The following is a 23,656-nucleotide window of genomic DNA, read 5'->3' on the forward strand; positions in this document are numbered from 1 at the left end:
GCGGTCACGGGCGACCGCCTGCAGCGAGTGTGACACGGAACGGCGCCGACCGATACCTCTGCCTACGGTGCCGTAGGTTACGGCGCCGTAGAGGGCCGCCCTGAGGCGTCGCAGGGGCCACCCTGAGGCGGCGCCGCGGACACCCTGGGGGCGGCGCCCGGGGCCGCCGACGGGTCGCGCGCCCGCCGCGCTGCCCTCTCTCAGGCGGTGAAGGTGCGCCCGGTCAGCAGCTCGTAGGCCTCGACGTAGCGCTCGCGGGTGCGCTCGACGACGTCGTCGGGCAGCGCCGGCGGCGGGGTGTCGTCGCGCCGGTCCCAGCCGGCGTCCGGGGAGAGCAGCCAGTCGCGCACGAACTGCTTGTCGTAGCTCAGCTGGGGCCGGCCGGGCTCGTAGTCCGCCGCCGCCCAGAAGCGCGAGGAGTCGGGGGTGAGCACCTCGTCGGCCAGGACGATCTCCGGCTCGCCGGGGTGCGGGGACGCCCCGAACTCGAGCTTGGTGTCGGCCAGGATCATGCCGCGGCGGGCGGCGAGGTCGGCGGCGCGCTCGTAGACCTCCAGCGTCGTCTCGCGCAGCCGGCGCGCGGCCGTGTCCCCCACCCGCTCGGCCATGTCCTCGAAGGTGATGTTCTCGTCGTGCTCGCCCATCTGGGCCTTGGCGGCCGGGGTGAAGATCGGCTCGGGCAGCTTGTCGCTCTCGACCAGGCCGGGCGGCAGCGGCACCCCGCACACCGAGGCGGTGGCGCGGTACTCGCTCAGCGCCGAGCCGGTGATGTACCCGCGGGCCACGCACTCGATGGGGTACATGCGCAGCTGGCGGCAGATCATCGCCCGCCCGGCGACCTGCCCGGGCACGTCGAGGGAGACGACGTGGTGGGGGACGACGTCCTCGAGCTGCTCGAACCACCACAGGCTCATCGCGGTGAGGATCTTGCCCTTGTCCGGGATCGTCGTCGGCAGCACGTAGTCGAAGGCGCTGATGCGGTCCGAGGCGACGACGAGGACGACGTCGCCGCCCGCGCCCGAGGTGGCGCCGGCGGGCACGTACAGGTCGCGGACCTTGCCGGAGTGGGCGTGCGTCCAGCCCTCGAGGTCGGGTGCGGTCCCGGGCGTGGTCGTCATGGCGCCATCCTGGCAGCCGCCCCCCGGCGCCGTCTGCCGCGGTCCGGCATGCGACCGGCGGCCGGCGCCGGACCGGCAACTCATGGCACGGGTGAGCCACCGGGTTGGCCGACCGCGTACGGTTTCCGGGAAGCCTGTGCAGCCCAACCCCAGGAGGAAGTGGACATGGCAAGCGAGAAGCCCGTCGGTGTGGCAGACATCGGCGTGACCGGACTGGCGGTCATGGGCTCGAACCTGGCCCGGAACTTCGCCCGTCACGGCCACAAGGTCGCCGTGCACAACCGCACCTACGCCCGGACGGAGAAGCTGGTCTCCGAGCACGACGACGAGGGCACCTTCGTCCCGTCGGAGTCCATGGAGGACTTCGTCGCCTCGCTCGCCAAGCCCCGCGTGGCCCTCATCATGGTCAAGGCGGGCGCCCCGACCGACGCCGTCATCGACGAGCTGGCCCAGTACATGGAGCCCGGCGACATCATCGTCGACGCCGGCAACGCGCACTTCCCGGACACCATCCGCCGCGAGCAGGCGCTGAAGGAGAAGGGACTGCACTTCGTCGGCTCCGGCGTCTCCGGCGGCGAGGAGGGCGCGCTCAACGGCCCGTCCATCATGCCCGGCGGCACCAAGGAGTCCTACGACCGCCTCGGCCCGATGCTGGAGTCCATCTCCGCGCACGTCGACGGCGTCCCGTGCTGCACGCACGTCGGCCCCGACGGCGCCGGCCACTTCGTCAAGATGGTGCACAACGGCATCGAGTACGCCGACATGCAGCTCATCGCCGAGGCCTACGACCTGCTCCGCCAGGGCCTGGGCGCCTCGGCGGCCGAGATCGGCAAGATCTTCGAGGAGTGGAACGCCGGGGACCTGGAGTCCTTCCTCATCGAGATCTCCGCGGACGTGCTCCAGCACACCGACCCCCAGACCGGCAAGGCGTTCGTGGACATCGTCCTGGACCAGGCCGAGCAGAAGGGCACCGGGCGCTGGACCGTGCAGAACGCCCTCGACCTGGGCGTGCCGATCACCGGCATCGCCGAGGCGACCTTCGCCCGCGCCCTGTCGGGCTCGGTGCCCCAGCGCGAGGCCGCCCGCGCGGCGCTGCCCGCCGAGGCCGGCACCTGGGACGTCACCGACCGCGACGCCTTCATCGAGGACGTGCGCCTGGCCCTGTACGCCTCCAAGGTGGTGGCCTACTCCCAGGGCTTCGACCAGATCGCGGCCGCCTCGGACGAGTTCGGCTGGGACATCGACCGCGGGGCGATGGCCCGCATCTGGCGCGGCGGCTGCATCATCCGCGCCCGGTTCCTCAACCGCATCACCGAGGCCTACGAGCGCCAGGCGGACCTGCCGCTGCTGCTCGCCGACCCGTACTTCACCGGGGCGGTCGGCAACGGCGTCGCCGCGTGGCGCCGGGTCGTCTCCCAGGCCGCCCTCAACGGCGTGCCCACCCCGGCGTTCGCCTCGTCGCTGAGCTACTACGACGGCATCCGCGCCGAGCGGCTGCCCGCCGCGCTCATCCAGGCCCAGCGCGACTTCTTCGGGGCCCACACCTACCGCCGGGTCGACCAGGAGGGCGTGTTCCACACCCTGTGGTCGGGCGACCGGTCGGAGGAGAAGCAGTCCTGACCTGACGGGCGCCCGCGCACGACGGCGGCCGGTCACCTCCTCGGTGACCGGCCGCCGTCGTCGTTCGCGCCTTGTCCGCCGTCCCGCGTGGGCCTCGGCCGCCGTCGTTCCTGCGGGCCTCGCGCGGAAGGCCCCGGTCAGCGCCCCGCGGCGATGTCGGTGCGGTGCTGGGAGCCGTCCAGCCGGACCCGGTCCACCCCGGCGTAGGCCGCGGCCCGGGCGGCGGCCACGTCCTCCCCGGTGCCGACGACGCTGAGCACGCGTCCGCCGGCGCTGACCACCCGGTCGTCCCCGTCCAGGGCGGTGCCGGCGTGCAGCACGTGGACGCCCTCGACCGCCTCGGCCTCGCTCAGGCCGGTGAGGGGGTCGCCCGTGCGGACCTGGCCGGGGTAGCCCTGGGCGGCGACGACGACGGTCACGGCGGCGCCGGGGCTCCAGCGCAGCTCGCCGGCCTGGTCCAGGCGGCCGGTGGCCGCGGCCAGGAGGGCCTCCCCGAGGGAGGACTCCAGGCGGGCGAGGACCACCTGGGTCTCGGGGTCGCCGAAGCGGACGTTGAACTCCACGACCCGCAGGCCGCGGGAGGTCAGGGCGAGGCCGCAGTAGAGCAGGCCGACGAAGGGCGTGCCGCGGTGGGCCATCTCGCGCACCACCGGCTGGGCGACCCGCTCGACGACCTCGGCGGTGAGGGTCTCCGGCGCCCAGGTGAGCGGGGAGTAGGCGCCCATGCCGCCGGTGTTCGGGCCGGCGTCGCCGTCGCCCAGCCGCTTGTAGTCCTGCGCCGGGGCGAGCGGCACGACCTCTGAGCCGTCGCACAGGCAGAACAGGGAGACCTCGGGGCCGTCGAGGAACTCCTCGACGACGACGGCGGGCTCGCCGTGGGTGGCCGGGTCCCCGCCCTCCTTCGCGAGGCAGGCGCGGGCGTGGGCGAGCGCCTCCTCACGGTCGGCGGTGACGACGACGCCCTTGCCCGCGGCCAGGCCGTCGTCCTTGATGACGTAGGGGGCGCCGAAGGCCTCCATCGCGTCGACGACCTGCGCCTCGGTCGTGCACACCCGGGCCAGCGCGGTGGGCACCCCGGCGGCGGCCATGATCTCCTTGGCGAACGCCTTGGAGCCCTCCAGGCGGGCCGCCTCCCGGTCGGGGCCGAAGCAGGCGAAGCCGGCTTCGCGCACTGCGTCGGCGACGCCGGCGACGAGCGGGGCCTCGGGCCCGATGACGACGAGGTCGGCGTCCAGGTCACGGGCGGCGGCCACCACGGCGGCGCCGTCGAGGATGTCGAGGGGGACGTTGGTGGCGATCGCGGCGGTGCCCGGGTTGCCCGGGGCCACCACCAGCCGTTCGACGCGCTCGTCACGGGCCAGGGACCGGGCCAGGGCGTGCTCGCGCGCGCCCGACCCGATAAGCAGGATCCTCACCCGGTGAGCCTACTGGGGGCCCGCCGCGGCGCCCGGGTCGCGTCTCGCGGAGCGGGCCGAGCTAGGTACGCGGGACGACCCGCAGGGTGGTCTCCCCGGCGTCGGGGCCGGTGACGGTGCGGACCAGGGCCTGCCCGTAGCGGTCGTACTTCGCGTGGTAGGCGGCGTCGACGGCGGCGCGGACGTCCGCCGCGGGCCGCACGAAGGTCACGTCGCGTTCGACGCCGCCGGCGCGGACGCGCCCGGCGCCGCTGCGCAGCGCCCGGACGAACCAGGGGTTGTCCTTGCCGTAGGCCGAGCGGATGTAGACGTCCTCGCCGGAGCGGACCACCCAGATGGTGACGTACCGGCGCAGCGTCCCGTCCGCGCGCAGGGAGGCGACCTGCAGCTCGTCCGCGCCGCCGATGGCGTCGAGCTCGTGCCGGGTCCAGGTCATCGCACCCTCCTCCTTTTTCACGGATTTCCCCTTCGTTATTGTCGCGGGGTCAGCACCTTCCGGGAAGGACGAGCCACATGGCCATCAACGACGTCGAGATCCGCAGCAGCAGGGAAGCCGGCCGGGCGGGCGGGTGCGCCTGCGGCGAGCACGACCAGGACGTCCCCGAGCTGGACGTGCGGATGATCCCCCACGCCATCCGGCACGCCACGGTGTTCGGCGCGCTGGACGCCATCGCCCCCGGGTTCGCGCTGGACCTCGTCGCCCCGCACGACCCGCTCCCCCTGCTGGCCCAGATCGAGCAGCGCGAGCCGGGCGCCTTCGAGGTCGGCTACCTCCAGCGCGGCCCGGAGGCCTGGAAGCTGCGCCTCACGCGCCGCTGACCCCCGACCGGCCCCGGCGTCGTCGACGGCGCCGGCACCGGGGCCACCCCTCGCACCGGGCACGGTGCGCGGCTCAGCCGTCGAAGGACCAGCGGGTGGAGCGCTCGGCGAGGTCCGGCGCGCGGTCGAGCACCGCGAAGGCCCGGGCGGGGACGATCTCGACGACCAGGCCCTGGCGCAGGAAGTCGTCCCCCAGCGCCGGGGCGACGTGCTCGTACTTGTCGAGGTAGCGGGCGATCCACGTCGCGCGCCGGTCGCGGTCGCGCAGCACGGCGGCCCGTCCCTCGAGGGAGAGGCACTCGGCGCTGTCGTCCACCGCGAGCGCCACGTAGGGGTTGGCCTCCAGGTCCGCGGCCTTGCGCGAGTGCGGACCGCACGAGAACGCGAACCGGTGCTCGCCGTCGTCCCACACGCCCCGGACGGGCAGCGCGTGCGGGCGGCCCGAGCCGGAGGCGGTGGAGAGCCAGTAGTTGCGGCTCGCCGCCAGCTTCGCCGCCGCCCAGGACCACGGCAGCTCGCGCCAGCGCGAGGCGCCGACCCCGTAGTCGGGCATGTAGGGACGCTCGGCACGCGGCTCGCCCATGCCGTCACGGTAGGACGGGCGGGTGGCGGGCACGAGCCGTGAGTTCGACGGGCCCGTCCCGGGGAGCACGTCACGGACGCCGCGGCCCCGCCTCCCTCACGGGGGCGGGGCCGCGGCGTCTCGTCGGTGCGTCAGCCGCCGAGCCGCTCGCGCAGCGCGGCGAGCTGGTCGGTCATCGCGTCGGGCAGGCGCGCGCCGAACTGGGCGAAGTACTCCTCGGTGAGGTCGGCCTCCGCGGCCCAGCTGGCCGGGTCGATCGCGAAGAGCTCGGCGAGGTCCTCCTCGGACAGGTCCAGGCCCTCGAGGTTGAGGTCCTCGGCCCGGGGCAGCCGGCCGGTGGCGGCGTCGCGCGCGCCCACCTCGCCGTTGACCCGGCGCAGGGCCCACTCGAGCACCCGGGAGTTCTCACCGAACCCGGGCCACAGGAACGTGCCGTCGTGGCCCTTGCGGAACCAGTTGACCTGGAAGATGCGCGGGGCCTTGTCGCCGAGCTTCTCGCCCATCTCCAGCCAGTGGCCCCAGTAGTCGGCCATGTTGTAGCCGCAGAAGGGCAGCATGGCGAACGGGTCGCGGCGCAGGGCGCCGACGGCGCCCTCGGCGGCCGCGGTCTGCTCGGAGGAGACGGTGGCACCGATGAACACCCCGTGCTCCCAGTCGTACGCCTCGGCGACGAGCGGGACGTTGGTGGCGCGGCGCCCGCCGAAGAGGATGACGTCGATCGGCACCCCGCCGAGGTCCTCCCACTCCGGGGCGATGGACGGGGCCTGGTCGGCGCGCACGGTGAACCGGGAGTTCGGGTGGGCGGCCGGGCGGTCGGCGTCCGGCGTCCAGTCGTTGCCCTGCCAGTCGATGAGGTGCTCGGGCACCTCGTCGGTCAGGCCCTCCCACCACACGTCGCCGTCGTCGGTCAGGGCGACGTTGGTGAAGACGACGTCGCGGTCCAGCGCCGCGATCGCCGTCGGGTTGGTCGTCTCGCCGGTGCCCGGGGCGACGCCGAAGAACCCGGCCTCGGGGTTGATCGCGTAGAGCCGGCCGTCCGGGCCGGGCCGCATCCAGGCGATGTCGTCGCCGATGGTCTCGACCTTCCAGCCGGGGATGGTCGGGCGCAGCATGGCGAGGTTGGTCTTGCCGCAGGCGGAGGGGAAGGCGGCGGCGAGGTGGTAGACGCGCCCGTCGGGGCCGGTGATCTTCAGGACGAGCATGTGCTCGGCCATCCAGCCCTCGTCCCGGCCCAGGACCGAGGCGATGCGCAGCGCGTAGCACTTCTTGCCGAGCAGGGCGTTGCCGCCGTAGCCGGAGCCGTAGGACCAGATCTCGCGGGTCTCGGGGAAGTGGACGATGTACTTGGTGTCGTTGCACGGCCAGGCCACGTCCGGGCGCTCGGCACCCTCGGCGTCGCGCAGCGGGTAGCCCACCGAGTGGACCGCGGGGACCCAGTCCGCGCCCTTCTCGATCTGCTCGAGCGCGGCGGCACCCATCCGGGTCATGATCCGCATCGAGACGACGACGTAGGGCGAGTCGGTGACCTCGACGCCCACGCGGGAGATCGGGCCGCCGACCGGACCCATGGAGAAGGGCACGACGTACATCGTGCGGCCCCGCATCGAGCCGGCGAAGACCCCGCGCAGCTCCTCGCGCATGGCGGTCGGCTCGGCCCAGTTGTTGGTCGGGCCGGCGTCGATCTCCTTCTCCGAGGCGATGAACGTGCGCGACTCGACCCGGGCGACGTCCGACGGCTCGGAGCGCGCCAGGTAGCTGTTCGGCCGCTTGGCCTCGTCGAGCTTGATGAACGTGCCCGCCTCGACGAGCCGCGCGGCGAAGCGGTCGTACTCCTCCTGGGAGCCGTCGCACACGTAGATCTCGTCCGGCTCGGTCAGGGCCGCGATCTGCTGGACCCAGGCCTCCAGGTCCGGGTTGGTGATCGGCAGGCCCGTCACCGGCACGGTGCTCGGGCGGGCGTCGGTCGTCGTCATGCTTTCCTCCGAGGGTCCTGCGGCACGCTCTTCCGCGTCCTGTATCCACTCTCGGTGCATTCTCGGCCCCCTTCAACGCGGACCTGCTAGTAAAAACAGCCAAAGTTTCACTACTGTCAAACCATGGCCGCTGAGACCTCTGCCACCCAGAATTCCAGACAGGGCACGGATCCGCTCGTCCTTGGCCGGCGGATCCGCCACGCCCGCACCGCGGCGGGGCTCACCCTGCGAGAGCTGGCCTCCGCCGTCGGCTCAACGACGAGCCAGCTGTCTCTGGTGGAGAACGGGCGCCGTGAGCCGCGGCTCTCGCTGCTCACCGCGCTCGCCGAGGCGCTGGGGACCAGCCCGGCGGCGCTGCTCAGCCCCGAGCCGCCGCCGGACCGGCGGGCGATGCTCGAGATCGCCCTCGAGCGGGCCCAGCGCAGCCCGGTGTTCGCCTCGCTCGGGGTGCCGCCGGTGCGGCCCGGGCGCCGGCTGCCCATGGACGCGCTGGAGTCGCTGGTGGCCCTGCACGCCGAGCTGGACCGGCGCGCCCGCGCCGCGATCGCCACCCCGGAGGAGGCCCGGCGCATCAACACCGAGCTGCGCCTGGAGATGCAGGCCCGCAACAACTACGTGCCCGAGATCGAGGAGATGGCCGAGGACTTCGTCCGTTCGGTGGGCTACACCGGCGGGGCGCTGACTCACCACATGGTCTCCCAGATGGCCGACCGGCTGGGTTTCACGATCATCCACGTCGACGACCTGCCCCACTCCACCCGCACCATCACCGACCTGGAGAACGGGCGGATCTACCTGCCCCCGGCGTCCATCCCCGGCGGCTACGGGCTGCGCTCGCTCGCCCTGCAGGCGATGGCGCACCGCATCTTCGGGCACGAGAACCCGCGCAACTACGGCGACTTCCTGCGCCAGCGCCAGGAGCTGGCCTACTTCACCGCGTGCTGCCTGGTGCCGCGCTTCGCCGCCCTGGCGTTCCTCGAGAAGAAGAAGGCCGCCAAGGACCTGGCGATGGAGGACTTCCGCGACGCCTTCGGCGTGACCCACCACTCCGCCGCCCAGCGCTTCACCAACCTGGCCACGGCGCACCTGGGCATCCCGGTCCACTTCATCCGCGCCAACAGCGACGGTGACCTCTACCGCGGCTACGAGAACGACGGCGTGCCGCTGCCCACCGACGCCACCGGGGCGATCGAGGGGCAGCTGCTGTGCCGCAAGTGGGCGGCGCGGGCGGCGTTCGGCCGGCGCAACCGCACCACCGAGTTCTTCCAGTACACCGACACCCCCGCGGGCACGTACTGGTGCAGCACGCAGACCGGCACGACGACGGAGCAGGAGTTCTCCATCACCCTCGGGGTGCCCTTCGCCCACGCGAAGTGGTTCCGCGGCCGGGAGACGACCCTGCGGGCGCAGTCCACCTGCCCCGACGAGGGCTGCTGCCGCCGGCCCAGCCCCGAGCTGGCCTCGCGCTGGCGGGAGAAGTCCTGGCCGAGCGCGAAGATGCACGCCCACGTGCTGCGGCCGCTGCCGTCGGGGACGTTCCCGGGGGTCGACGACACCGAGGTGTACGAGTTCCTCGAGGCGCACGCCCCGGAGTCCTGAGGGCGGAGCCGGCGCGCCGGGCGGGCGCGCCGGGCCGCGGCGGGGGCGGCAGCCCTCGGCGAAGGCGGCAGTTCCCGGCGGGGGCGGCGGTTCCCGGCGAGGGCGGCAGTTCCCGGCGAGCGCGCCAGTCCTAGCTGCAGCGGTCGACGAGAACTGGAGCGGCGGCCGAGAACTGGAGCGCCGGGTGAACCGGGCGAGCGAGCGCGCCGACGGCCCGGGCGGCCGCAGCCGCCCGGGCGAGCGCTCAGTCGAGCAGGTCGTGCCGCGCGATCGTCGCCTCGCGGTCCGGCCCGACGCCGACGGCGGAGATCCGCGTGCCGCTCATCTCCTCAAGCGCCAGCACGTAGCGCTGGGCGTTGGCGGGCAGGTCCTCGAAGGCGCGGGCGGCGCTGATGTCCTCCGACCAGCCGTCGAGCTCCTCGTAGATGGGCCGGGCGTGGTGGTAGGAGGACTGGTCGGCGGGCATCTCGTCGTAACGGACGCCGTCGACGTCGTAGGCGACGCACACCGGGATCTTCTCCAGGCCGGTGAGCACGTCGAGCTTGGTCAGGACCAGGTCCGTCAGCCCGTTGATGCGCGTGGCATACCGGGCGACGACGGCGTCGTACCAGCCGGTGCGGCGGGGCCGGCCGGTCGTGGTGCCGTACTCCCCGCCGGTGCGGCGCAGGTACTCGCCCGACTCGTCGTGCAGCTCGGTGGGGAACGGTCCCTCGCCGACGCGGGTGACGTAGGCCTTGCTGACGCCGACGACGCGGTCGATGCGGGTGGGCCCCACGCCCGACCCGGTGCACGCCCCGCCCGCGGTCGCCGAGGAGGAGGTGACGAACGGGTAGGTGCCGTGGTCGACGTCGAGCATGGCGGCCTGGCCGGCCTCGAACAGCACCGTCTGGCCGGCGTCGAGGGCCTGGTTGAGCACGAGGGAGGTGTCGGCGACCATCGGGCGCAGCCGCTCGGCGTAGGCCAGCAGGCCGTCGGTGATCTCGTCGACGTCGACGGCGCGGCGGTTGTACACCTTGACGAGCATCTGGTTCTTCTGGGCCAGCGCGCCCTCGACCTTCTGGCGCAGGATGCTCGCGTCGAAGATGTCCTGGATGCGCAGGCCCACCCGGCTCATCTTGTCGGCGTAGGTCGGGCCGATGCCCCGGCCGGTGGTGCCGATCTGCCGCTTGCCGAGGAACCGCTCGGTGACCTTGTCCAGCGTGCGGTTGTACGGCGGGATGATGTGCGCCGAGGCCGAGACGAGCAACTTGGAGACGTCCACGCCGCGGGCGCTGAGGGCGTCGAGCTCCTCGAAGAGCACCTCGAGGTCGACGACGACGCCGTTGCCGATCACCGGGGTGCAGCCGGGCGTGAGGATGCCCGAGGGCAGCAGGTGCAGGGCGTACTTCTCGTCCCCTACGACGACGGTGTGCCCGGCGTTGTTGCCGCCGTTGAACTTCACGACGTAGTCCACGCGCGAGCCGAGCTGGTCGGTCGCCTTCCCCTTGCCCTCGTCGCCCCACTGTGCTCCGACGACCACCACGGCTGGCATTTCGGTCCCTTCCACGCCACGAACGCCGGTCGGCGCCCCGACGAGGCTACCGGAGCGCCCTCGCCGGCACGGCTCCGCGGGCATGAAACGGCCGACGGCACGGCTCCGCGGGCACGGGACCGCCGCGGAGCCAGGTGATCAGCACAGGGAGCGCAGGCGGCCTCCGCGCCGGGCAAGCGCGGCCGTCAGCGGCGGCCGACGTGACTGCGTCCACACGCCGGAACGCCACCCCGACGTGCATCTCCGGAAAACGCGCGTTAGGTTCGTGGGACTGGAGACGTCCCACACGTGACATGGACGCGCCCAGAGTCGCGGAAGGTCCGTGACCCGGACGGGGTCCCGGAGGAGGAAGTGCGGATGATCGAGATCTCGGCGTCGTCGGCAACGGCGACCGTCACGATCACCGGCGACCTCGATCTCGCCGAGCGCGAACGATTCCCCGAGGTCACCGCCCGGGTGAGCGGGCTGCGACGCCAGCTGCTCGTCATCGACATGTGCCGGGTGAGCTTCATGGACTCCACCGGTGCCGCCTTCCTCATGGCGCTGGCCGAGGCCGGGTCCCGCCGCGGCGGGGCGACGGTGCTGCGCGGCGTGAGCGAGCGGGACCTGTTCGTCCTGGAGATCTGCGGGGCACTGCCCCTGTTCCGGATCGATCGCGAGCACCGCTGCGAGCTCAGCGGCGAGCAGGGGCGACTGCGGGCGGAGCGCGAGTCCCGCCAGCTCGACAACTCGCACTGACCGCCGGCCCGCTTCCCGGTATCGGCGAGCCGTGGTTCTCCCGGCGCCGACCTGGCGCATGCTGAACGACCGGCGCGCTGAACGACCGGCGCGCCGCACCGCGCATTCCCGATCGACGCGAAATCGACGATGTTGCTGTCTCCGAGCGCGGATGACCGCAACGTCGTCCCACTCGGCGCGGCCTCCCGACTGCCGGAACCTCCGGAACCTCGCCGCCGCCCTCCCCCGACGGCCGAGCCCTCGCCGGCGCCGTCCGTCACGGCTTTGACGCCGGCGCGCCGACGCGTTCCCGCGCCGGCCCGCCCTCCCCGTCAGTCCTCGGCCTCGCCCGCTCCGTCGTCGCCCGGCTCGAGCACCGACCCGAACGGGTGCTCGCCGGCCGAGGAGCGGGGCTGGGAGCGTAGCCGGGCCCAGACCACCTTGCCGGTCGGCGTCGGACGCCAGCCCCAGTCGGCGAGCCGGTCGACGATGTGCATGCCGAAGCCCCCGACCCGGCTCGCGGAGCGCTCGCGGGTGATCGGCGGCGCCGGGTTGGCGTCCTCGACCTCGATGCGCAGCCCGTCGCCGGTGTCCTGCAGCCGCAGCCCGATCCGGCCCCAGCCGTGCATGACGGCGTTGGCCATGAGCTCGGAGATGACCAGCTCTGCGGCGGCGACCTCCTGCATCCCCCAGGCGCGGCACGTGCGCCGCACGGCGTGGCGGGCCCGACCGATCGAGCTGGCGTCCATGGGCAGCTGCCAGCGGCGCTGCCGCGGCGCCGCGCCGTCGACCTCGCCCTCGGGGCCGCCGGGGACCCGGATGACGACCATCGCGACGTCGTCCTCGGGGGCGTCGGCCAGCCACAGCAGCTCCTCGCCCACGCCGGCGGCGTCCGGCGCGTGCACCTGGCCGGCGAGCTCCTTGAGGGCGTCGAGGCCCGCGCGCATGGGCCGGTCGCGGCGCTCGATGAGGCCGTCGGTGTAGAGGACGAGGACGTCCCCGGGCCGCACGAGGGTGTGGGCGGTCTCCCGCTCGCCGGTGCTGAAGCCCACCAGGGTGCCGCCGGCGCCGTCGAGCACGCTGACCTCCCCGCCGCGCACCCGCAGCGGCGGCAGGTGCCCGGCGCGGGAGTACGCGAACTCCCAAGCCCCCTCCTCCAGCGGCGTGAGGGTGGCGTACACGAGGGAGGCGCTGCGCGGGATCCGCATGCTGGTGACCAGGCCGTCGACCCGCCCGAGCACGGTGCCGGGGTCGATCAGCTCGGCGGCCAGCGCCCGCACCACCGACCGCAGCTGCCCCATCGCCGCCGCGGCCTCCACGTCGTGACCGACGACGTCGCCGATGACCACCGCGACGGTGTCGGCCCGGAGGTTGACGACGTCGTACCAGTCCCCGCCCACCTGGGCGTGCTCGGCGTTGGGGGCGTAGTACGTCCACACGTCCAGGCCGGTGACGTCGTCCTGCTCGGGCAGCATCGCCCGCTGCAGCGTCTCGGCGAGCACGTGCTCGCGGGCGTAGAGCTGGGCGTTGTCCATCGCCATGCCCACGCGGCGGGCGGTCAGCTCGAGGACGGTCTGGACCTCCTCGTGGAAGCCCTGCACCTCCTTGTTCCCGTCCGTCAGGTCGTCGATCACCACCGCGCTGGCCCGGCGCGGCAGCGCGACGAGCAGCGCGAGCGTGCGCTGACGGCCCAGGACCGGGAAGACGAGGACCTCACGCAGCGCGTCGGGTCGTTCCGCGAGGTGCGGCACGACCAGCTCGAGCAGCTCCGCGGTGAGGGTGCCCTCCGGCGCGGGCTGGTCCGGGTCGAGGCGCAGCGTGCGCATGGCGCCGGCGAGCACGAGGTCGAGGACCTCGTCCTTGGCGTGGCGCTCGGTGGCGGACCGGCCTCCCGGGCGGGCGGGCGGCGGGTCGTCCTCGATACCGTCGACCTCCCGCAGGGTGCGGCCGGGCACGTAGAAGGCGCTCCAGGCGACGACCTGGCGGGTGAGCATGTCGGCGATGGCGCGCAGCACGTCCCCGGAGTCGACCTCCTGGAGGAGGTCCGAGACGCGCGCGACCAGGCTCAGCGCCACGCGCGCGCGCCGCTCGGCGTCCAGGCGCACCCGCTCGAGCTGGGCGCTGGCCACCTGGGCGGAGACGTCCCGCACGACGGCGCTCCAGCGCTGTCCGCCCTCGCCGTCCTCCAGCGGGGCCAGCGCGATACCCGCCCAGTAGCCCGTGCCGTCCGGCCGGTGCGCCGCGACCCGCAGCGTGGTCGGGTGGTCCTGCTCCAGGGCGGTGACCACGGCCCGCGCCCCCTCGGCCTCGAGGCCGAGGACGTGCCGAGGGTCGGCGACGCCGCTGAGGAGCTGCGTGCGCTCGAACCCGCACAGCTCCACGGCGGCGTCGTTGGCGAACTCGACCTCCCACTCCCGGTCCCCGCGGCCCAGCACCAGCACGGCGTCGGGCAGCTGCTCGAGGACCGAGCTGGCGCACACGGGCGCGGCGGCCTCCGGCGTGGTCGCGCCGCCCGCGGCGGTGCGCGGTCCCTCCGCCCCGGCGGGGACGCCGGGCGCACGCGCCGGGCCGCGGGATTTCACCATCAGGTCCTCCGATCCGTTAGCGTTCCTTACGATGCCCCGTGAACGCGCGGGACGCACGTGCCGATCGAGGCGAAGGGGAGTGACGTGCACGACGTGACACAGGACGAGCCAGCGGGCCGCCCCGGCCCGGACGCTGCGGGAGCGGCGGAGACCGGTTCGGTGCACGTCATGGTCTCATCATCGCGGACCAGGCTCGTGCTCTCCGGCGAGGTCGACGTCGCGTTGTCCGCCGACCTCACCGAGGCGGTCAGCGAGGCCGAGCGCGCGGGCCTGCCCGTCGAGATCGACGCCCGGCACGTCACCTTCATGGACTCCTCGGGCGTGAGCATGCTCGCCCGGCTGGCGCACCGGACGCCCGGACGGCTGACGATGATCGAGCCGCCCGACGTCGTGCGGTTCCTGCTCGGCGTCACGCGGATCGGCGAGGTCGTCGACGTCGTCGACGTCGACCCCGGCTTCCCCGAGGACGAGCCGCCCACGGGCGGCGACGCGGCCTGACGGCGCATCTCCGCGTCCCCGAACGCCGCGTGGCCCGGCGCCGACGGCGCCGGGCCACGCTCACTCAGGGTCAGGCCATCTTGGTGCCGGCCGAGCGCAGCTGCTGGCAGGCCTCCACGATCCGGGCGGCCATCCCGCCCTCGGCGAGCTTGCCCCAGGCGCGCGGGTCGTAGGCCTTCTTGTTGCCCACCTCGCCGTCGATCTTCAGCACGCCGTCGTAGTTGGTGAACATGTGGTCCACCACCGGGCGGGTGAAGGCGTACTGGGTGTCGGTGTCGATGTTCATCTTGATGACACCGTTGTCCACCGCGAGGGCGATCTCCTCGGCGCTGGAGCCGGAGCCGCCGTGGAAGACGAGGTCGAACGGCTTCTCCTTGCCGACCTCCTGGCCCACGACCTGCTGGATCTCGCCGAGCAGCTCCGGGCGCAGCTTGACCGCGCCCGGCTTGTACACGCCGTGGACGTTGCCGAAGGTCAGGGCGGTGAGGTAGCGGCCCCGCTCGCCCGTGCCCAGCGCCCGCACGGTGGCCAGGCCGTCCTCGGGGGTGGTGTAGAGCTTCTCGTTGATCTCGGCCTCGTGGCCGTCCTCCTCGCCGCCGACGACGCCGATCTCGATCTCGAGGAGGGTGCGGGCCTTCTGCGACAGCTCGAGCAGCTCCTCGGCGATGACGAGGTTCTCGTCCAGCGGCACGGTGGAGCCGTCGAACATGTGCGACTGGAAGGTCGGCTGCTTGCCGGCGGCGACCTCCTCCGCCTCGAGCGCGAGCAGCGGGCGGACCCAGCGGTCGAGGTTCTCCTTGACGCAGTGGTCGGTGTGCAGCGCGATGGTCACGCCGTAGTTCTTCGCGACCTCGGCGGCGTACCGGGCCAGGGCGACGGTGCCGGTGACGGCGTCCTTGATCGTCGCGCCGGAGGCGTACTCCCCGCCGCCGACGGAGACCTGGAGGATGCCGTCGCTCTCCGCCTCAGCGAAGCCGCGCAGCGCGGCGGTGACGGTCTGCGAGGAGGTCACGTTGATGGCCGGGTAGGCGAACTTGCCCGCCTTGGCCCGGTCGATCATCTCGGCGTAGGCCTCAGGGGTTGCGATGGGCACGTCAGCTCCTGTCTCGTGATTTGCTGTTCCGCCGAGATTCTTTCATCTTCTCGGCGCGGGCACCGGGACCCCCGCCCCAGTGGGACCCCCGCCCCAGGGTCTCGGGGCTTGACATGTCCAGGGGCGCCGGCGCTGCATGGTCGGGTCCGCAGGCACCGTCAGGGGGCACCGTCATGAGCCAGCCGCTGGAACACGTCACGTTCGACCAGCCCGACGAGGTCCGCGAGGGCGAGAAGTGGCGGATGGAGCTGGTCAACCTCGCCGGGGACGCCCAGGTGGGGCGAATCACGTTGCAGCCGGGGTGGCGCTGGTCCGAGCACGTCAAGCCGGTCGCCGGCACCGACCTGTGCATGGCGCCGCACCAGCAGTACCTCATCTCCGGCCGCATCCACGTGCAGATGGAGGACGGCACGGAGTTCGAGGGCGCCCCGGGCGAGGTCGCCTCCATCCCGCCGGGCCACGACGCCTGGGTGGTGGGCGACGAACCGGCGGTCGCAGTGGACTGGCAGGGCGCCTCCGTCTGGGCGAAGAAGCAGGGGTAGCCCTACCGCCGGACGGCATCAGGAGGGCGCCGGCCCGGCGTGCTGGACCATCCATGCGTGCATCGCCACGGCCGCGGCCGCGCCGGCATTGATCGAGCGGGTCGAGCCGTACTGGGTGATGTGCAGGATCTCCGCGCACCCGGCGAGGGCGTCGGGGCTCAGGCCGGCGGACTCCTGACCGAAGAGCATCACGCACTCGCGCGGCAGCGTCCGGCCCTCGATCGGCACCGAGCCGGGCACGTTGTCGATGCCCAGCACGGGCAGCCCCGCCGCGCCCGCCCACGCGAGCAGGGTGGCGACGTCGTCGTGGTGGCGCAGGTGCTGGTAGCGATCGGTCACCATGGCCCCGCGCCGGTTCCACCGCCGGCGCCCGACGATGTGCACCTCGGCGACGGCGAACGCGTTGGCCGTGCGCACCACGGAGCCGATGTTCATGTCGTGGGCGAAGTTCTCGATCGCCACGTGCAGGGGGTGTCGGCGGGCGTCGATGTCGGCCACGATCGCCGCGACCGTCCAGTACCGGTACCGGTCGACGACGTTGCGGCGGTCGCCGTGCGCGAGCAGCTCGCGGTCGTAGCGGGGGTCGTCCGGCCAGGCGGCCTCGCCACCCGGCCACGGCCCGACGCCGACCTCCCGGCGCAGGTCCCGACCGCCGTCGGGCTCCGGACCCTCCCCAAGCTCCCGACCGCCGTCGGGCACCGGCCCCTCCCCAAGCTCCCGACCGCCGTCGGGCTCGGCGCTGACTGTCTCGCTCACGGTCCCGACGGTAACGGCCCGCGGGAGGAGGCCGCCCCGACCGCGGGGCCGGGTCGTCGGTATCGTTCGAGCCAGGCGCGGGCCCGACCGCGCCCGGGCGGCCCCGCCCGGGTCCGTCAGAGCTGGAGGCAAGCACATGACCGAGGAGATCAAGAGCTGGTTGACGGACATGGACGGGGTGCTGGTCCACGAGGGCTACGCCCTGCCCGGCGCGGCGGAGTTCATCGCCCGGCTCACCGAGCTCGACCGGCCGTACCAGGTCCTGACCAACAACTCGATCTTCACCCCGCGCGACCTCTCGGCCCGGCTCGCCGCGTCCGGCATCAAGGTGCCCGAGGAGCGCATCTGGACCTCCGCGCTCGCCACCGCCACGTTCGTGGCCCAGCAGATGCCCGGCGGGCGGGCGTACGTCATCGGCGAGGCGGGCCTGACCACCGCGCTGTACCAGGCGGGCTACATCATGACCGACGTCGACCCCGACTACGTCATCCTCGGCGAGACCCGCACGTACTCCTTCTCCTCGATCACCCGGGCGATCCGGCTCATCCGCGACGGCGCCCGGTTCATCGCCACCAACCCCGACCCCACCGGCCCCTCCACCGAGGGCCCGCTGCCCGCCACCGGCGCGGTCGCCGCCCTCATCACCAAGGCCACCGGCCGGTCGCCCTACTTCGTCGGCAAGCCCAACCCGGTGATGATCCGCGCCGCGCTGAACCGCATCGAGGCGCACTCGGAGACGACGGCGATGATCGGGGACCGGATGGACACCGACGTCCTCGCCGGGATGGAGGCCGGGCTGCGCACCTTCCTGGTGCTCACCGGCTCCACCACGGAGGCGGACGTGGAGAAGTACCCGTTCCGCCCCACCGAGGTGCGCCCGTCGATCGCCGAGCTCATCGACCGCGTCTGAGCTCCCGGTCCTCGAAGGCCGCGGCCGGCGCCGCCCGCACCGCCGGGTCCTCGGCCGCGAAGTAGATCGCCGGGCGGATCCCGGACAGCCGCGCGACCAGGCCCGCGGGGAAGGTCTCCAGGCGGGCGTTGAGGTGGCGGGCGTGGGCGTTGTAGAAGCGCCGGCCGGCCGCGATGTGGTCCTCGACGTCGGTGAGCTCGCCGTGCAGCCGGGCGAACGCCTCGGCCCCGCTCAGCCGCGGCGAGGTCTCCGCGGCGGCGAGCAGCCGGCCCAGCGCGGCGGTCAGGGCGTTCTCCCGGCGTGCCTGCTCGGCCGGGTCCGCCGCCGCCGCGCCCGCGCGCGCCGCGCACCGCTCGCACGCCCCGGCCAGGTCCGCCGCGGCCGGCAGGTCACCGGCGATCATGGCGGCGAGCGGGGGCACGAGGTCGCGGCGGCGGCGCAGCTCGACGTCGATCTGTCCCCAGGCCTCGGTCAGGATCCGGCGCTGCCGGGCGAAGCTGTTGTGGGTGGCCACGGCCCAGCCGCCCACGGCCGCGACGACCACGGCGACGAGGAGCAGCGCCACCACCGACCCGTCCATCAGGCCTCCCGTCCCCCGCCTGGCGGCGATTGAACCACAGGGGCCCGCTCGTCACGCGGGATACGGGTGGGGAACCGGACGCCGGACGGCGGATCCGCCCGCGGACGTCCGGCCGGTGTCAGTCGAGGCCGAGGTCGGCCAGGTCCAGGGCGGCGAGGTAGGGCAGCCCGGTGGCCCCCTCGATCGCCTCACGGGCCCCGGTGGCACGGTCGACGACGACGGCCACGGCCTGGACCTGCGCGCCGGCCTCGCGCAGCGCCTCGATGGCCTGCAGCGGGCTGCCGCCGGTGGTGGAGGTGTCCTCGAGGACGACGACGCGCCGGCCCGTCACGTCCGGGCCCTCGATGCGCCGGCGCATGCCGTGGGACTTGGCCTCCTTGCGCACGACGAACGCGTCGAGGTCGAGCCCGCGCGAGGCCGCGGCGTGCAGCATGGCGGTGGCCACCGGGTCGGCGCCCATGGTCAGCCCGCCGACGGCGTCGACCTCCTCGGGGCCGTACCCGGCCTCCTCGAGCATGTCGAGCATGACGTGGCCGATGAGGGGCGCGGCGGCGTGGTGGAGGGTGGCGCGGCGCATGTCGACGTAGAAGTCCGAGGTCAGCCCGGAGGCGAGGGTCACCTCGCCGCGCACGACGGCGAGCTCACGGACCAGGGCGGCCAGCTGGGTCCGGGGCGTGTCGTTGGTGATGGTCACGGCGGCCAGCGTAGTGGCGCCACCTGGGAGGGCGGATCAGCGCATCGCCCGGCCGCTGGTCTGGGGTCCGGCGATCCGGCGCACCACCCGGCGCGGCAGGTGCCGCAGGGCCACGGCGGCGGCGCCGTAGCGCAGCGACGGCGTGACGACCACCTGCCCCCGCCGCACCGCCGCGAGGGCGTCCGCGGCCACCTTCTCGACGTCGACCCACGCCGACGCCGGCCAGGCGGCCGCCTCCAGCCCGGCGCGCTCGTGGAACTCGGTGCGCACCAGCCCCGGGCACAGGGCGGTGGCGGTCACCCCGGTGCCCCGCAGCTCGGCGGCGAGGCCCTCGGTGAAGGTGAGCACCCAGGCCTTGTGGGCGGCGTAGGTGCCCATCGCCGTCAGCGCCGCCATCGAGGAGACGTTGAGGATCGCGCCGCGCCCGCGCGGGCCCATCGCCTCGGCCGCGGCCTTGGACAGCACGAGCACGGCCCGGACCATGACGTCCAGGGCCTCCTCCTCGCGCGCCAGGTCCCCGCCGAGCAGGTGCTGGCCCAGCCCGAACCCGGCGTTGTTGACCAGCAGGCCCACCGGGTGGGCGTCCTGGCGCAGCCGGGCGGCGACGGCGTCCCGGCCGGCCGCGGTGGCCAGGTCCGCGGGCAGCACCTCGACCTCGACGGCGGCGGCCGAGCGGATCTGGTGGGCGAGCTTCTCCAGCCGGTCCGTGCTGCGCGCGACGAGGACGAGGCGGTGGCGGTTGGCGGCCAGCTGCCAGGCCAGCTCCAGCCCGATCCCCGAGGAGGCGCCGGTGACGAGTGCGGTTCCCATGCTCCGCAGCGTATGGGCTCGGGTCGGGGGCAGGCCCGCCAGGGGCGGGCGGAGCGCGCCCGCCGGGGCTGGGCCGGACGGGCACGGTCCGGAGCTGCCGGCGCCGCCAGGTAGCGTCTGCCCCATGAGGCTGGCGACGTGGAACGTGAACTCGATCCGCACCCGCGTGGACCGCGTGGTGGCATTCCTGGAGCGCTCGGGCACCGACGTGCTGGCGATGCAGGAGACGAAGTGCCGGGACGAGCAGTTCCCCGCCCTGGCGTTCGAGGCGGCCGGCTACGAGGTGGTCCACCACGGCCTCAACCAGTGGAACGGGGTGGCGGTGGCCTCCCGGGTGGGCATCTCCGACGTCGAGGTCGGCTTCCCCGGCATGCCCACCTGGGGCGACCCGGCGGCCGCGGAGGCCCGGGCGCTCGGCGTCACGTGCGACGGCGTGCGGGTGTGGAGCCTTTACGTGCCCAACGGGCGGGCCGTGGGCGACCCGCACTACGTCTACAAGCTGGAGTGGATGGCCGCCCTGCGCGACGCCGCCGGCGCCTGGCTGACCGACGACCCGGACGCGCAGATCGCCCTGGTCGGCGACTGGAACATCGCGCCGCGCGACGAGGACGTGTGGGACATCTCGCTGTTCACCGGGGCCACCCACGTCTCCGAGCCCGAGCGCGCGGCGTTCCGGGCGCTGGAGGACGTCGGGTTCACCGAGGTCACCCGCCAGCACGTCGAGCAGTACACCTACTGGGACTACCAGCAGCTGCGCTTCCCCCGCAACGAGGGCATGCGCATCGACTTCGTCCAGGCCTCCCCCGAGCTGGCCGCCCACGTCGTCGGGGCGCAGATCGACCGCGACGAGCGCAAGGGCAAGGCGCCCAGCGACCACGTCCCGGTGATCGTCGACCTCGGCTGACGCGCGCCCGTCAGCGGCCCTGCAGGGCGTCCAGCGCCACGGCCATGGACGCCGCGACGCGCAGGTCGAGCCGCGGGTCGGGCACCGTGACGGTGTACCGGTCCCGGATGGCGAGCTGGCGCTCGGAGGTCATCACCGGCCGGCCGGTCACGGCGTCGACGAAGTCGAAGTGGAACACGAAGGGCACCCACACCTCCCCCAGGTACGGGATGAGGTCCCAGACCCGGCGCAGGAGCGCCACCCCCGCGCTGCGCTCGCGGCCGGCGGCCTCCAGCCCGTGGGCGGAGACGTGCCAGGTCGAGCGCGTCAGGCTGGCGCGAAAGTCCTTGCGGAAGAACCCCACGGGCCGGCCGGCGTCGTCGAGGACGTCGTAGCCGGAGCCGAGGTCGACGACCTTGCGCGCCTTGAAGGAGAACAGGCGCCGGGTCTGCTGCCGGTCGGCGTAGAACGTGACCTCCTCGCGCAGGGCCACCCGCTTCTGCTGGGCGAAGGCCAGCAGCGGGCCGGCGGTGCCGTCGGGGTTGGCGGCGAGGATCTCGTACCGGTTGACCATCAACGTGATGTGCTGGCGGACGAAGAAGCGGGGCACGTGCGCGGCGGGCGGCGTCATGTGCGGAGTGTGGCAGAGCCCGGGCCCGGGACGTCGCGCGACGCCCCGGGCCCGAGGCGCTAGCGGGCCGCGAGCCAGCCGCGCAGCCGGTCGGGGCGGTCGGTGATGATCGCGTCCACCCCGGCGGCGACGGCGGCGGTCCAGTGCGCCGGCTCGTTGAGGGTCCACACCATGGTCCGCAGCCCCTCCCCGTGCAGGGCGTCGACGAGCCCGGGCTCGTCCAGGAGGAGGGGGCCCGCGGGGTTGACCGTCATCACGCCCAGCTCCCGGCACAGCGCCACGAGGTCCTCGGGCAGGTCGGCGAGCAGCAGGCCGCGGGGCAGGTCGGGGGCGACGTCGCGCAGCGCTGCCACCGTCTCGGTCCAGAAGCTCTGGACCAGGACGCGGTCGTGCAGCCCGGCCCGTTCGATTGCCTCGGTCACCTGGCGCGCCGCCTCCGGCCGCCAGGCGCCCTTGAACTCCGCGAGCAGCCCGATGCCGGGCCGCTCGGCGAGGAAGGCGAGCAGCTCGAGCGCTGTGGGCACCCGCGCGCCGCGGTAGCGCGGGGAGAACCAGGTGCCGGCGTCGAGGCGGCGCAGCTCGTCGGCGTCGAGGTCGTCCACCCGGCCCGCGCCGTCGGTGGTGGCGTCGACGGTGTCGTTGTGGATGACGACGGCGACGCCGTCCCGGGTGAGCTGGAGGTCCACCTCGATGAGGTCGGCGCCGGCCCGCCACGCCGCCTCGAAGGCCACGAGCGTGTTCTCGGGGGCCACCGAGGAGTTGCCGCGGTGGGCCACGACCAGCGGCAGGGCCGCGTCGCCGGGGCCGCCGGGCACGGCCGGCAGCCCGGCCGTGCCCGGGACCGGCGCGGCGGTCGCGCCGGTCACAGGTAGGGCTCGACGTTGTCGGTGAAGGCCCGCTCGAGCTGCGGGGTGATCTCGGCCCAGACGGTCTCGGCGTCGGTGCCCCGCAGGACGATCTTCTCGAGCCCGTCGGTGAGGATCTTGTCCCCGGAGGGGACGAACACCCGCGACCAGTCCTGGCTGCGGGTCTTCGCGGTCAGCTGGTCGACCGAGGTGCGGAACTGCGGCGTCTGCGCGTACACCTCACCCATGATGGGCCCGTCGATCGCCGATGTCCGCACGGGCATGTACCCGGTGCCCTGGGAGAACTCCGAGGTGTTCTCCTCGTTGGTGAGGAACGCGAGGAACATCGCGGCGGCGAGCTGCTGCTCGGGGGTGCGCGAGGCGGGGATGGCCAGGCCGGTGCCGCCCGTGGGGGTGTAGCGGCCGGGGCCCTGAGGGCCGTCGGGCAGGAAGGCGGTGCCCAGCTCGAAGCTGGTCGCCTCGAGCAGGCCGCTGAGGGAGCCGGTGGAGCCGATGAGCGCGGCGAAGGTCCCCGCGGCGAAGTCGGCGTTGGTGTCCGTGCCCACCGCGGCGAAGGCCTTGGGGCCGTGGTACATGTCGCGCACGTAGTTGCCGGCGGCGACCGCCTCGGGCGTGTCCAGGGTGACGGCCCACTCGTCGCTGTAGGCGCCGCCGTGGCCCCACAGGATGTTGGAGAACCACCACGCCGCCCAGGAGGTGCCGGTGGCCAGCCCCAGCGGCGCGCCGCCGTCGGGCAGGACGGCGCGCAGCGGCTCGCCCCAGCTCTCCAGCTCGGCCCAGTCCTTCGGGCCGCGGTCGGGCAGGCCGGCCTTCGCCCACAGGTCCTTGTTGTAGTAGAACAGCGGCGTCGAGCGGGCGTAGGGGGCGGCCCAGTGCTGGCCCTCGAACTCGTAGTCGCCGTAGAGGGTGGGGACGAAGTCGCCGGTGTCCACGCCGAGGTGGGTGAAGAGGTCGTCCAGCGGCATGATCTGGCCGTTGATGAAGTACCGGAACCACCACACGTCGCTGGCGATGACCAGGTCGGGCAGGTTGTCGGTGCTCGAGGCGGCCTGGAAGCGCTGGGCGATCTCGTCGTAGTTCGCGCCGCCGGTGACGAGCTTGACCGCGATGTCGGGGTGCTCGGCGTTGAAGCGCTTGATGATCTCCTCCTCGATGGGCTTCGAGGCGCCGGGGTGGTTGCTCCACCAGGTGATCTCGTCGGCCGGGGTGATCGAGGCCCAGTCCACGTCCTCCGCCTCGGCGGCGGCCGCGTCGTCGCCGACGGCGGGGCCGGCGCAGGCGGCGAGGGTCATGGCGAGGGCGCCGAGGCCGCCCGCCTGGAGGACGGCCCGGCGGGAGGGGGCCGGCGAGGGGGCCCAGAGGCCGGAGGGACGGCGGGTGAGGGACGTGCGCACGGATGGCTCCTTGGTGGTGGGGAGGGACTGGACGGGTGC

The 23,656-nt window shown here is 73.8% G+C and carries 23 protein-coding genes; 8 read left to right on the top strand and 15 right to left on the bottom strand.

The window, feature by feature from the left end; translation table 11 throughout:
* Positions 1-200 precede the first annotated feature (200 nt).
* A complete protein-coding gene (locus GD970_RS10900; RefSeq protein WP_152202919.1) occupies positions 201-1,118 on the bottom strand; it encodes a phosphoribosylaminoimidazolesuccinocarboxamide synthase in 918 nt (305 codons plus the stop codon).
* Positions 1,119-1,283: 165 nt separating this feature from the next.
* Here GD970_RS10900 and gndA point away from each other — a divergent pair, with 165 nt between their 5' ends.
* Positions 1,284-2,738, top strand: a complete 1,455-nt coding sequence (gene gndA / locus GD970_RS10905) for an NADP-dependent phosphogluconate dehydrogenase (protein WP_152202920.1) — start codon at positions 1,284-1,286, stop codon at positions 2,736-2,738.
* Between the two features lie 137 nt (positions 2,739-2,875).
* Here gndA and purD read toward each other — a convergent pair whose 3' ends face one another.
* Positions 2,876-4,153 (bottom strand): phosphoribosylamine--glycine ligase, encoded by a 1,278-nt coding sequence (gene purD / locus GD970_RS10910; RefSeq protein WP_152202921.1) that lies wholly within the window; start codon positions 4,151-4,153, stop codon positions 2,876-2,878.
* 61 nt (positions 4,154-4,214) lie between these two features.
* The gene (locus tag GD970_RS10915; protein ID WP_152202922.1) at positions 4,215-4,589 is read right to left on the bottom strand and encodes a DUF2255 family protein; all 375 of its coding nucleotides are present in this window, start codon (positions 4,587-4,589) and stop codon (positions 4,215-4,217) included.
* A 77-nt stretch (positions 4,590-4,666) separates the two neighbouring features.
* On the opposite strand from GD970_RS10915, the gene GD970_RS10920 reads away from it, so the two are divergent.
* Entirely contained in the window at positions 4,667-4,972 is a 306-nt protein-coding gene (locus tag GD970_RS10920; protein WP_152202923.1) for a DUF2249 domain-containing protein, read from the top strand.
* Positions 4,973-5,045: 73 nt separating this feature from the next.
* On the opposite strand, the gene GD970_RS10925 is transcribed toward GD970_RS10920, so the two are convergent.
* Together GD970_RS10925 and GD970_RS10930 are read right to left on the bottom strand one after the other, a co-directional pair.
* Entirely contained in the window at positions 5,046-5,555 is a 510-nt protein-coding gene (locus GD970_RS10925; RefSeq protein WP_152202924.1) for a pyridoxamine 5'-phosphate oxidase family protein, read from the bottom strand.
* A gap of 131 nt (positions 5,556-5,686) precedes the next feature.
* Entirely contained in the window at positions 5,687-7,528 is a 1,842-nt protein-coding gene (locus GD970_RS10930) for a phosphoenolpyruvate carboxykinase (GTP) (protein ID WP_152202925.1), read from the bottom strand.
* Positions 7,529-7,651: 123 nt separating this feature from the next.
* On the opposite strand from GD970_RS10930, the gene GD970_RS10935 reads away from it, so the two are divergent.
* Positions 7,652-9,127, top strand: a complete 1,476-nt coding sequence (locus GD970_RS10935; protein ID WP_152202926.1) for a helix-turn-helix domain-containing protein — start codon at positions 7,652-7,654, stop codon at positions 9,125-9,127.
* Positions 9,128-9,371: 244 nt separating this feature from the next.
* On the opposite strand, the gene GD970_RS10940 is transcribed toward GD970_RS10935, so the two are convergent.
* A complete protein-coding gene (locus tag GD970_RS10940) occupies positions 9,372-10,658 on the bottom strand; it encodes an adenylosuccinate synthase (RefSeq protein ID WP_152202927.1) in 1,287 nt (428 codons plus the stop codon).
* Positions 10,659-11,015: 357 nt separating this feature from the next.
* Between GD970_RS10940 and GD970_RS10945 the strand changes: the two genes are divergently transcribed.
* Entirely contained in the window at positions 11,016-11,396 is a 381-nt protein-coding gene (locus GD970_RS10945) for an STAS domain-containing protein (RefSeq protein ID WP_152202928.1), read from the top strand.
* A 311-nt stretch (positions 11,397-11,707) separates the two neighbouring features.
* Here GD970_RS10945 and GD970_RS10950 read toward each other — a convergent pair whose 3' ends face one another.
* Positions 11,708-13,960 carry an ATP-binding SpoIIE family protein phosphatase gene (locus GD970_RS10950; protein WP_152202929.1) on the bottom strand — a complete coding sequence of 751 codons (2,253 nt, stop codon included), beginning with the start codon at positions 13,958-13,960 and terminating at the stop codon, positions 11,708-11,710.
* A gap of 168 nt (positions 13,961-14,128) precedes the next feature.
* Between GD970_RS10950 and GD970_RS10955 the strand changes: the two genes are divergently transcribed.
* Positions 14,129-14,458, top strand: coding sequence for an STAS domain-containing protein (locus GD970_RS10955; protein ID WP_152202930.1), 330 nt, complete (start codon positions 14,129-14,131; stop codon positions 14,456-14,458).
* 70 nt (positions 14,459-14,528) lie between these two features.
* Here the strand turns inward: GD970_RS10955 and fbaA are convergent, their stop codons facing one another.
* Positions 14,529-15,551 (bottom strand): class II fructose-bisphosphate aldolase, encoded by a 1,023-nt coding sequence (fbaA, locus tag GD970_RS10960; RefSeq protein WP_152202931.1) that lies wholly within the window; start codon positions 15,549-15,551, stop codon positions 14,529-14,531.
* A gap of 173 nt (positions 15,552-15,724) precedes the next feature.
* Here fbaA and GD970_RS10965 point away from each other — a divergent pair, with 173 nt between their 5' ends.
* Positions 15,725-16,093, top strand: a complete 369-nt coding sequence (locus GD970_RS10965) for a cupin domain-containing protein (RefSeq protein WP_152202932.1) — start codon at positions 15,725-15,727, stop codon at positions 16,091-16,093.
* Positions 16,094-16,111: 18 nt separating this feature from the next.
* Here GD970_RS10965 and GD970_RS10970 read toward each other — a convergent pair whose 3' ends face one another.
* A complete protein-coding gene (locus GD970_RS10970; RefSeq protein ID WP_226925290.1) occupies positions 16,112-16,735 on the bottom strand; it encodes a TrmH family RNA methyltransferase in 624 nt (207 codons plus the stop codon).
* A 250-nt stretch (positions 16,736-16,985) separates the two neighbouring features.
* Between GD970_RS10970 and GD970_RS10975 the strand changes: the two genes are divergently transcribed.
* Positions 16,986-17,759, top strand: coding sequence for an HAD-IIA family hydrolase (locus GD970_RS10975; protein ID WP_152202933.1), 774 nt, complete (start codon positions 16,986-16,988; stop codon positions 17,757-17,759).
* On the opposite strand, the gene GD970_RS10980 is transcribed toward GD970_RS10975, so the two are convergent.
* The 3 genes from GD970_RS10980 to GD970_RS10990 form a co-directional block, all read right to left on the bottom strand.
* Positions 17,743-18,339, bottom strand: a complete 597-nt coding sequence (locus GD970_RS10980) for a LemA family protein (protein WP_152202934.1) — start codon at positions 18,337-18,339, stop codon at positions 17,743-17,745. The genes GD970_RS10975 and GD970_RS10980 overlap by 17 nt on opposite strands.
* 118 nt (positions 18,340-18,457) lie before the next feature.
* Positions 18,458-19,033 carry an orotate phosphoribosyltransferase gene (gene pyrE / locus GD970_RS10985; RefSeq protein WP_152202935.1) on the bottom strand — a complete coding sequence of 192 codons (576 nt, stop codon included), beginning with the start codon at positions 19,031-19,033 and terminating at the stop codon, positions 18,458-18,460.
* Between the two features lie 36 nt (positions 19,034-19,069).
* A complete protein-coding gene (locus GD970_RS10990; RefSeq protein ID WP_152202936.1) occupies positions 19,070-19,843 on the bottom strand; it encodes an SDR family NAD(P)-dependent oxidoreductase in 774 nt (257 codons plus the stop codon).
* A gap of 124 nt (positions 19,844-19,967) precedes the next feature.
* Here GD970_RS10990 and GD970_RS10995 point away from each other — a divergent pair, with 124 nt between their 5' ends.
* Positions 19,968-20,747: an exodeoxyribonuclease III gene (locus tag GD970_RS10995; protein WP_152202937.1), complete on the top strand. Its 780-nt coding sequence runs from the start codon at positions 19,968-19,970 to the stop codon at positions 20,745-20,747.
* A gap of 10 nt (positions 20,748-20,757) precedes the next feature.
* On the opposite strand, the gene GD970_RS11000 is transcribed toward GD970_RS10995, so the two are convergent.
* Genes GD970_RS11000 through GD970_RS11010 form a run of 3 tightly spaced genes read right to left on the bottom strand, consistent with a single transcriptional unit; the run spans position 20,758 to position 23,617 of the window.
* Positions 20,758-21,357, bottom strand: a complete 600-nt coding sequence (locus GD970_RS11000) for an LURP-one-related/scramblase family protein (RefSeq protein ID WP_152202938.1) — start codon at positions 21,355-21,357, stop codon at positions 20,758-20,760.
* 59 nt (positions 21,358-21,416) lie between these two features.
* The gene (locus tag GD970_RS11005) at positions 21,417-22,223 is read right to left on the bottom strand and encodes a glycerophosphodiester phosphodiesterase (RefSeq protein ID WP_226925287.1); all 807 of its coding nucleotides are present in this window, start codon (positions 22,221-22,223) and stop codon (positions 21,417-21,419) included.
* The gene (locus GD970_RS11010; RefSeq protein WP_226925288.1) at positions 22,220-23,617 is read right to left on the bottom strand and encodes an ABC transporter substrate-binding protein; all 1,398 of its coding nucleotides are present in this window, start codon (positions 23,615-23,617) and stop codon (positions 22,220-22,222) included. The genes GD970_RS11005 and GD970_RS11010 overlap by 4 nt, the downstream gene beginning before the upstream one ends.
* Positions 23,618-23,656: the final 39 nt, after the last annotated feature.

The sequence above is a fragment of the Georgenia thermotolerans genome (assembly GCF_009193185.1).
Taxonomy (GTDB): domain Bacteria; phylum Actinomycetota; class Actinomycetes; order Actinomycetales; family Actinomycetaceae; genus Georgenia; species Georgenia thermotolerans.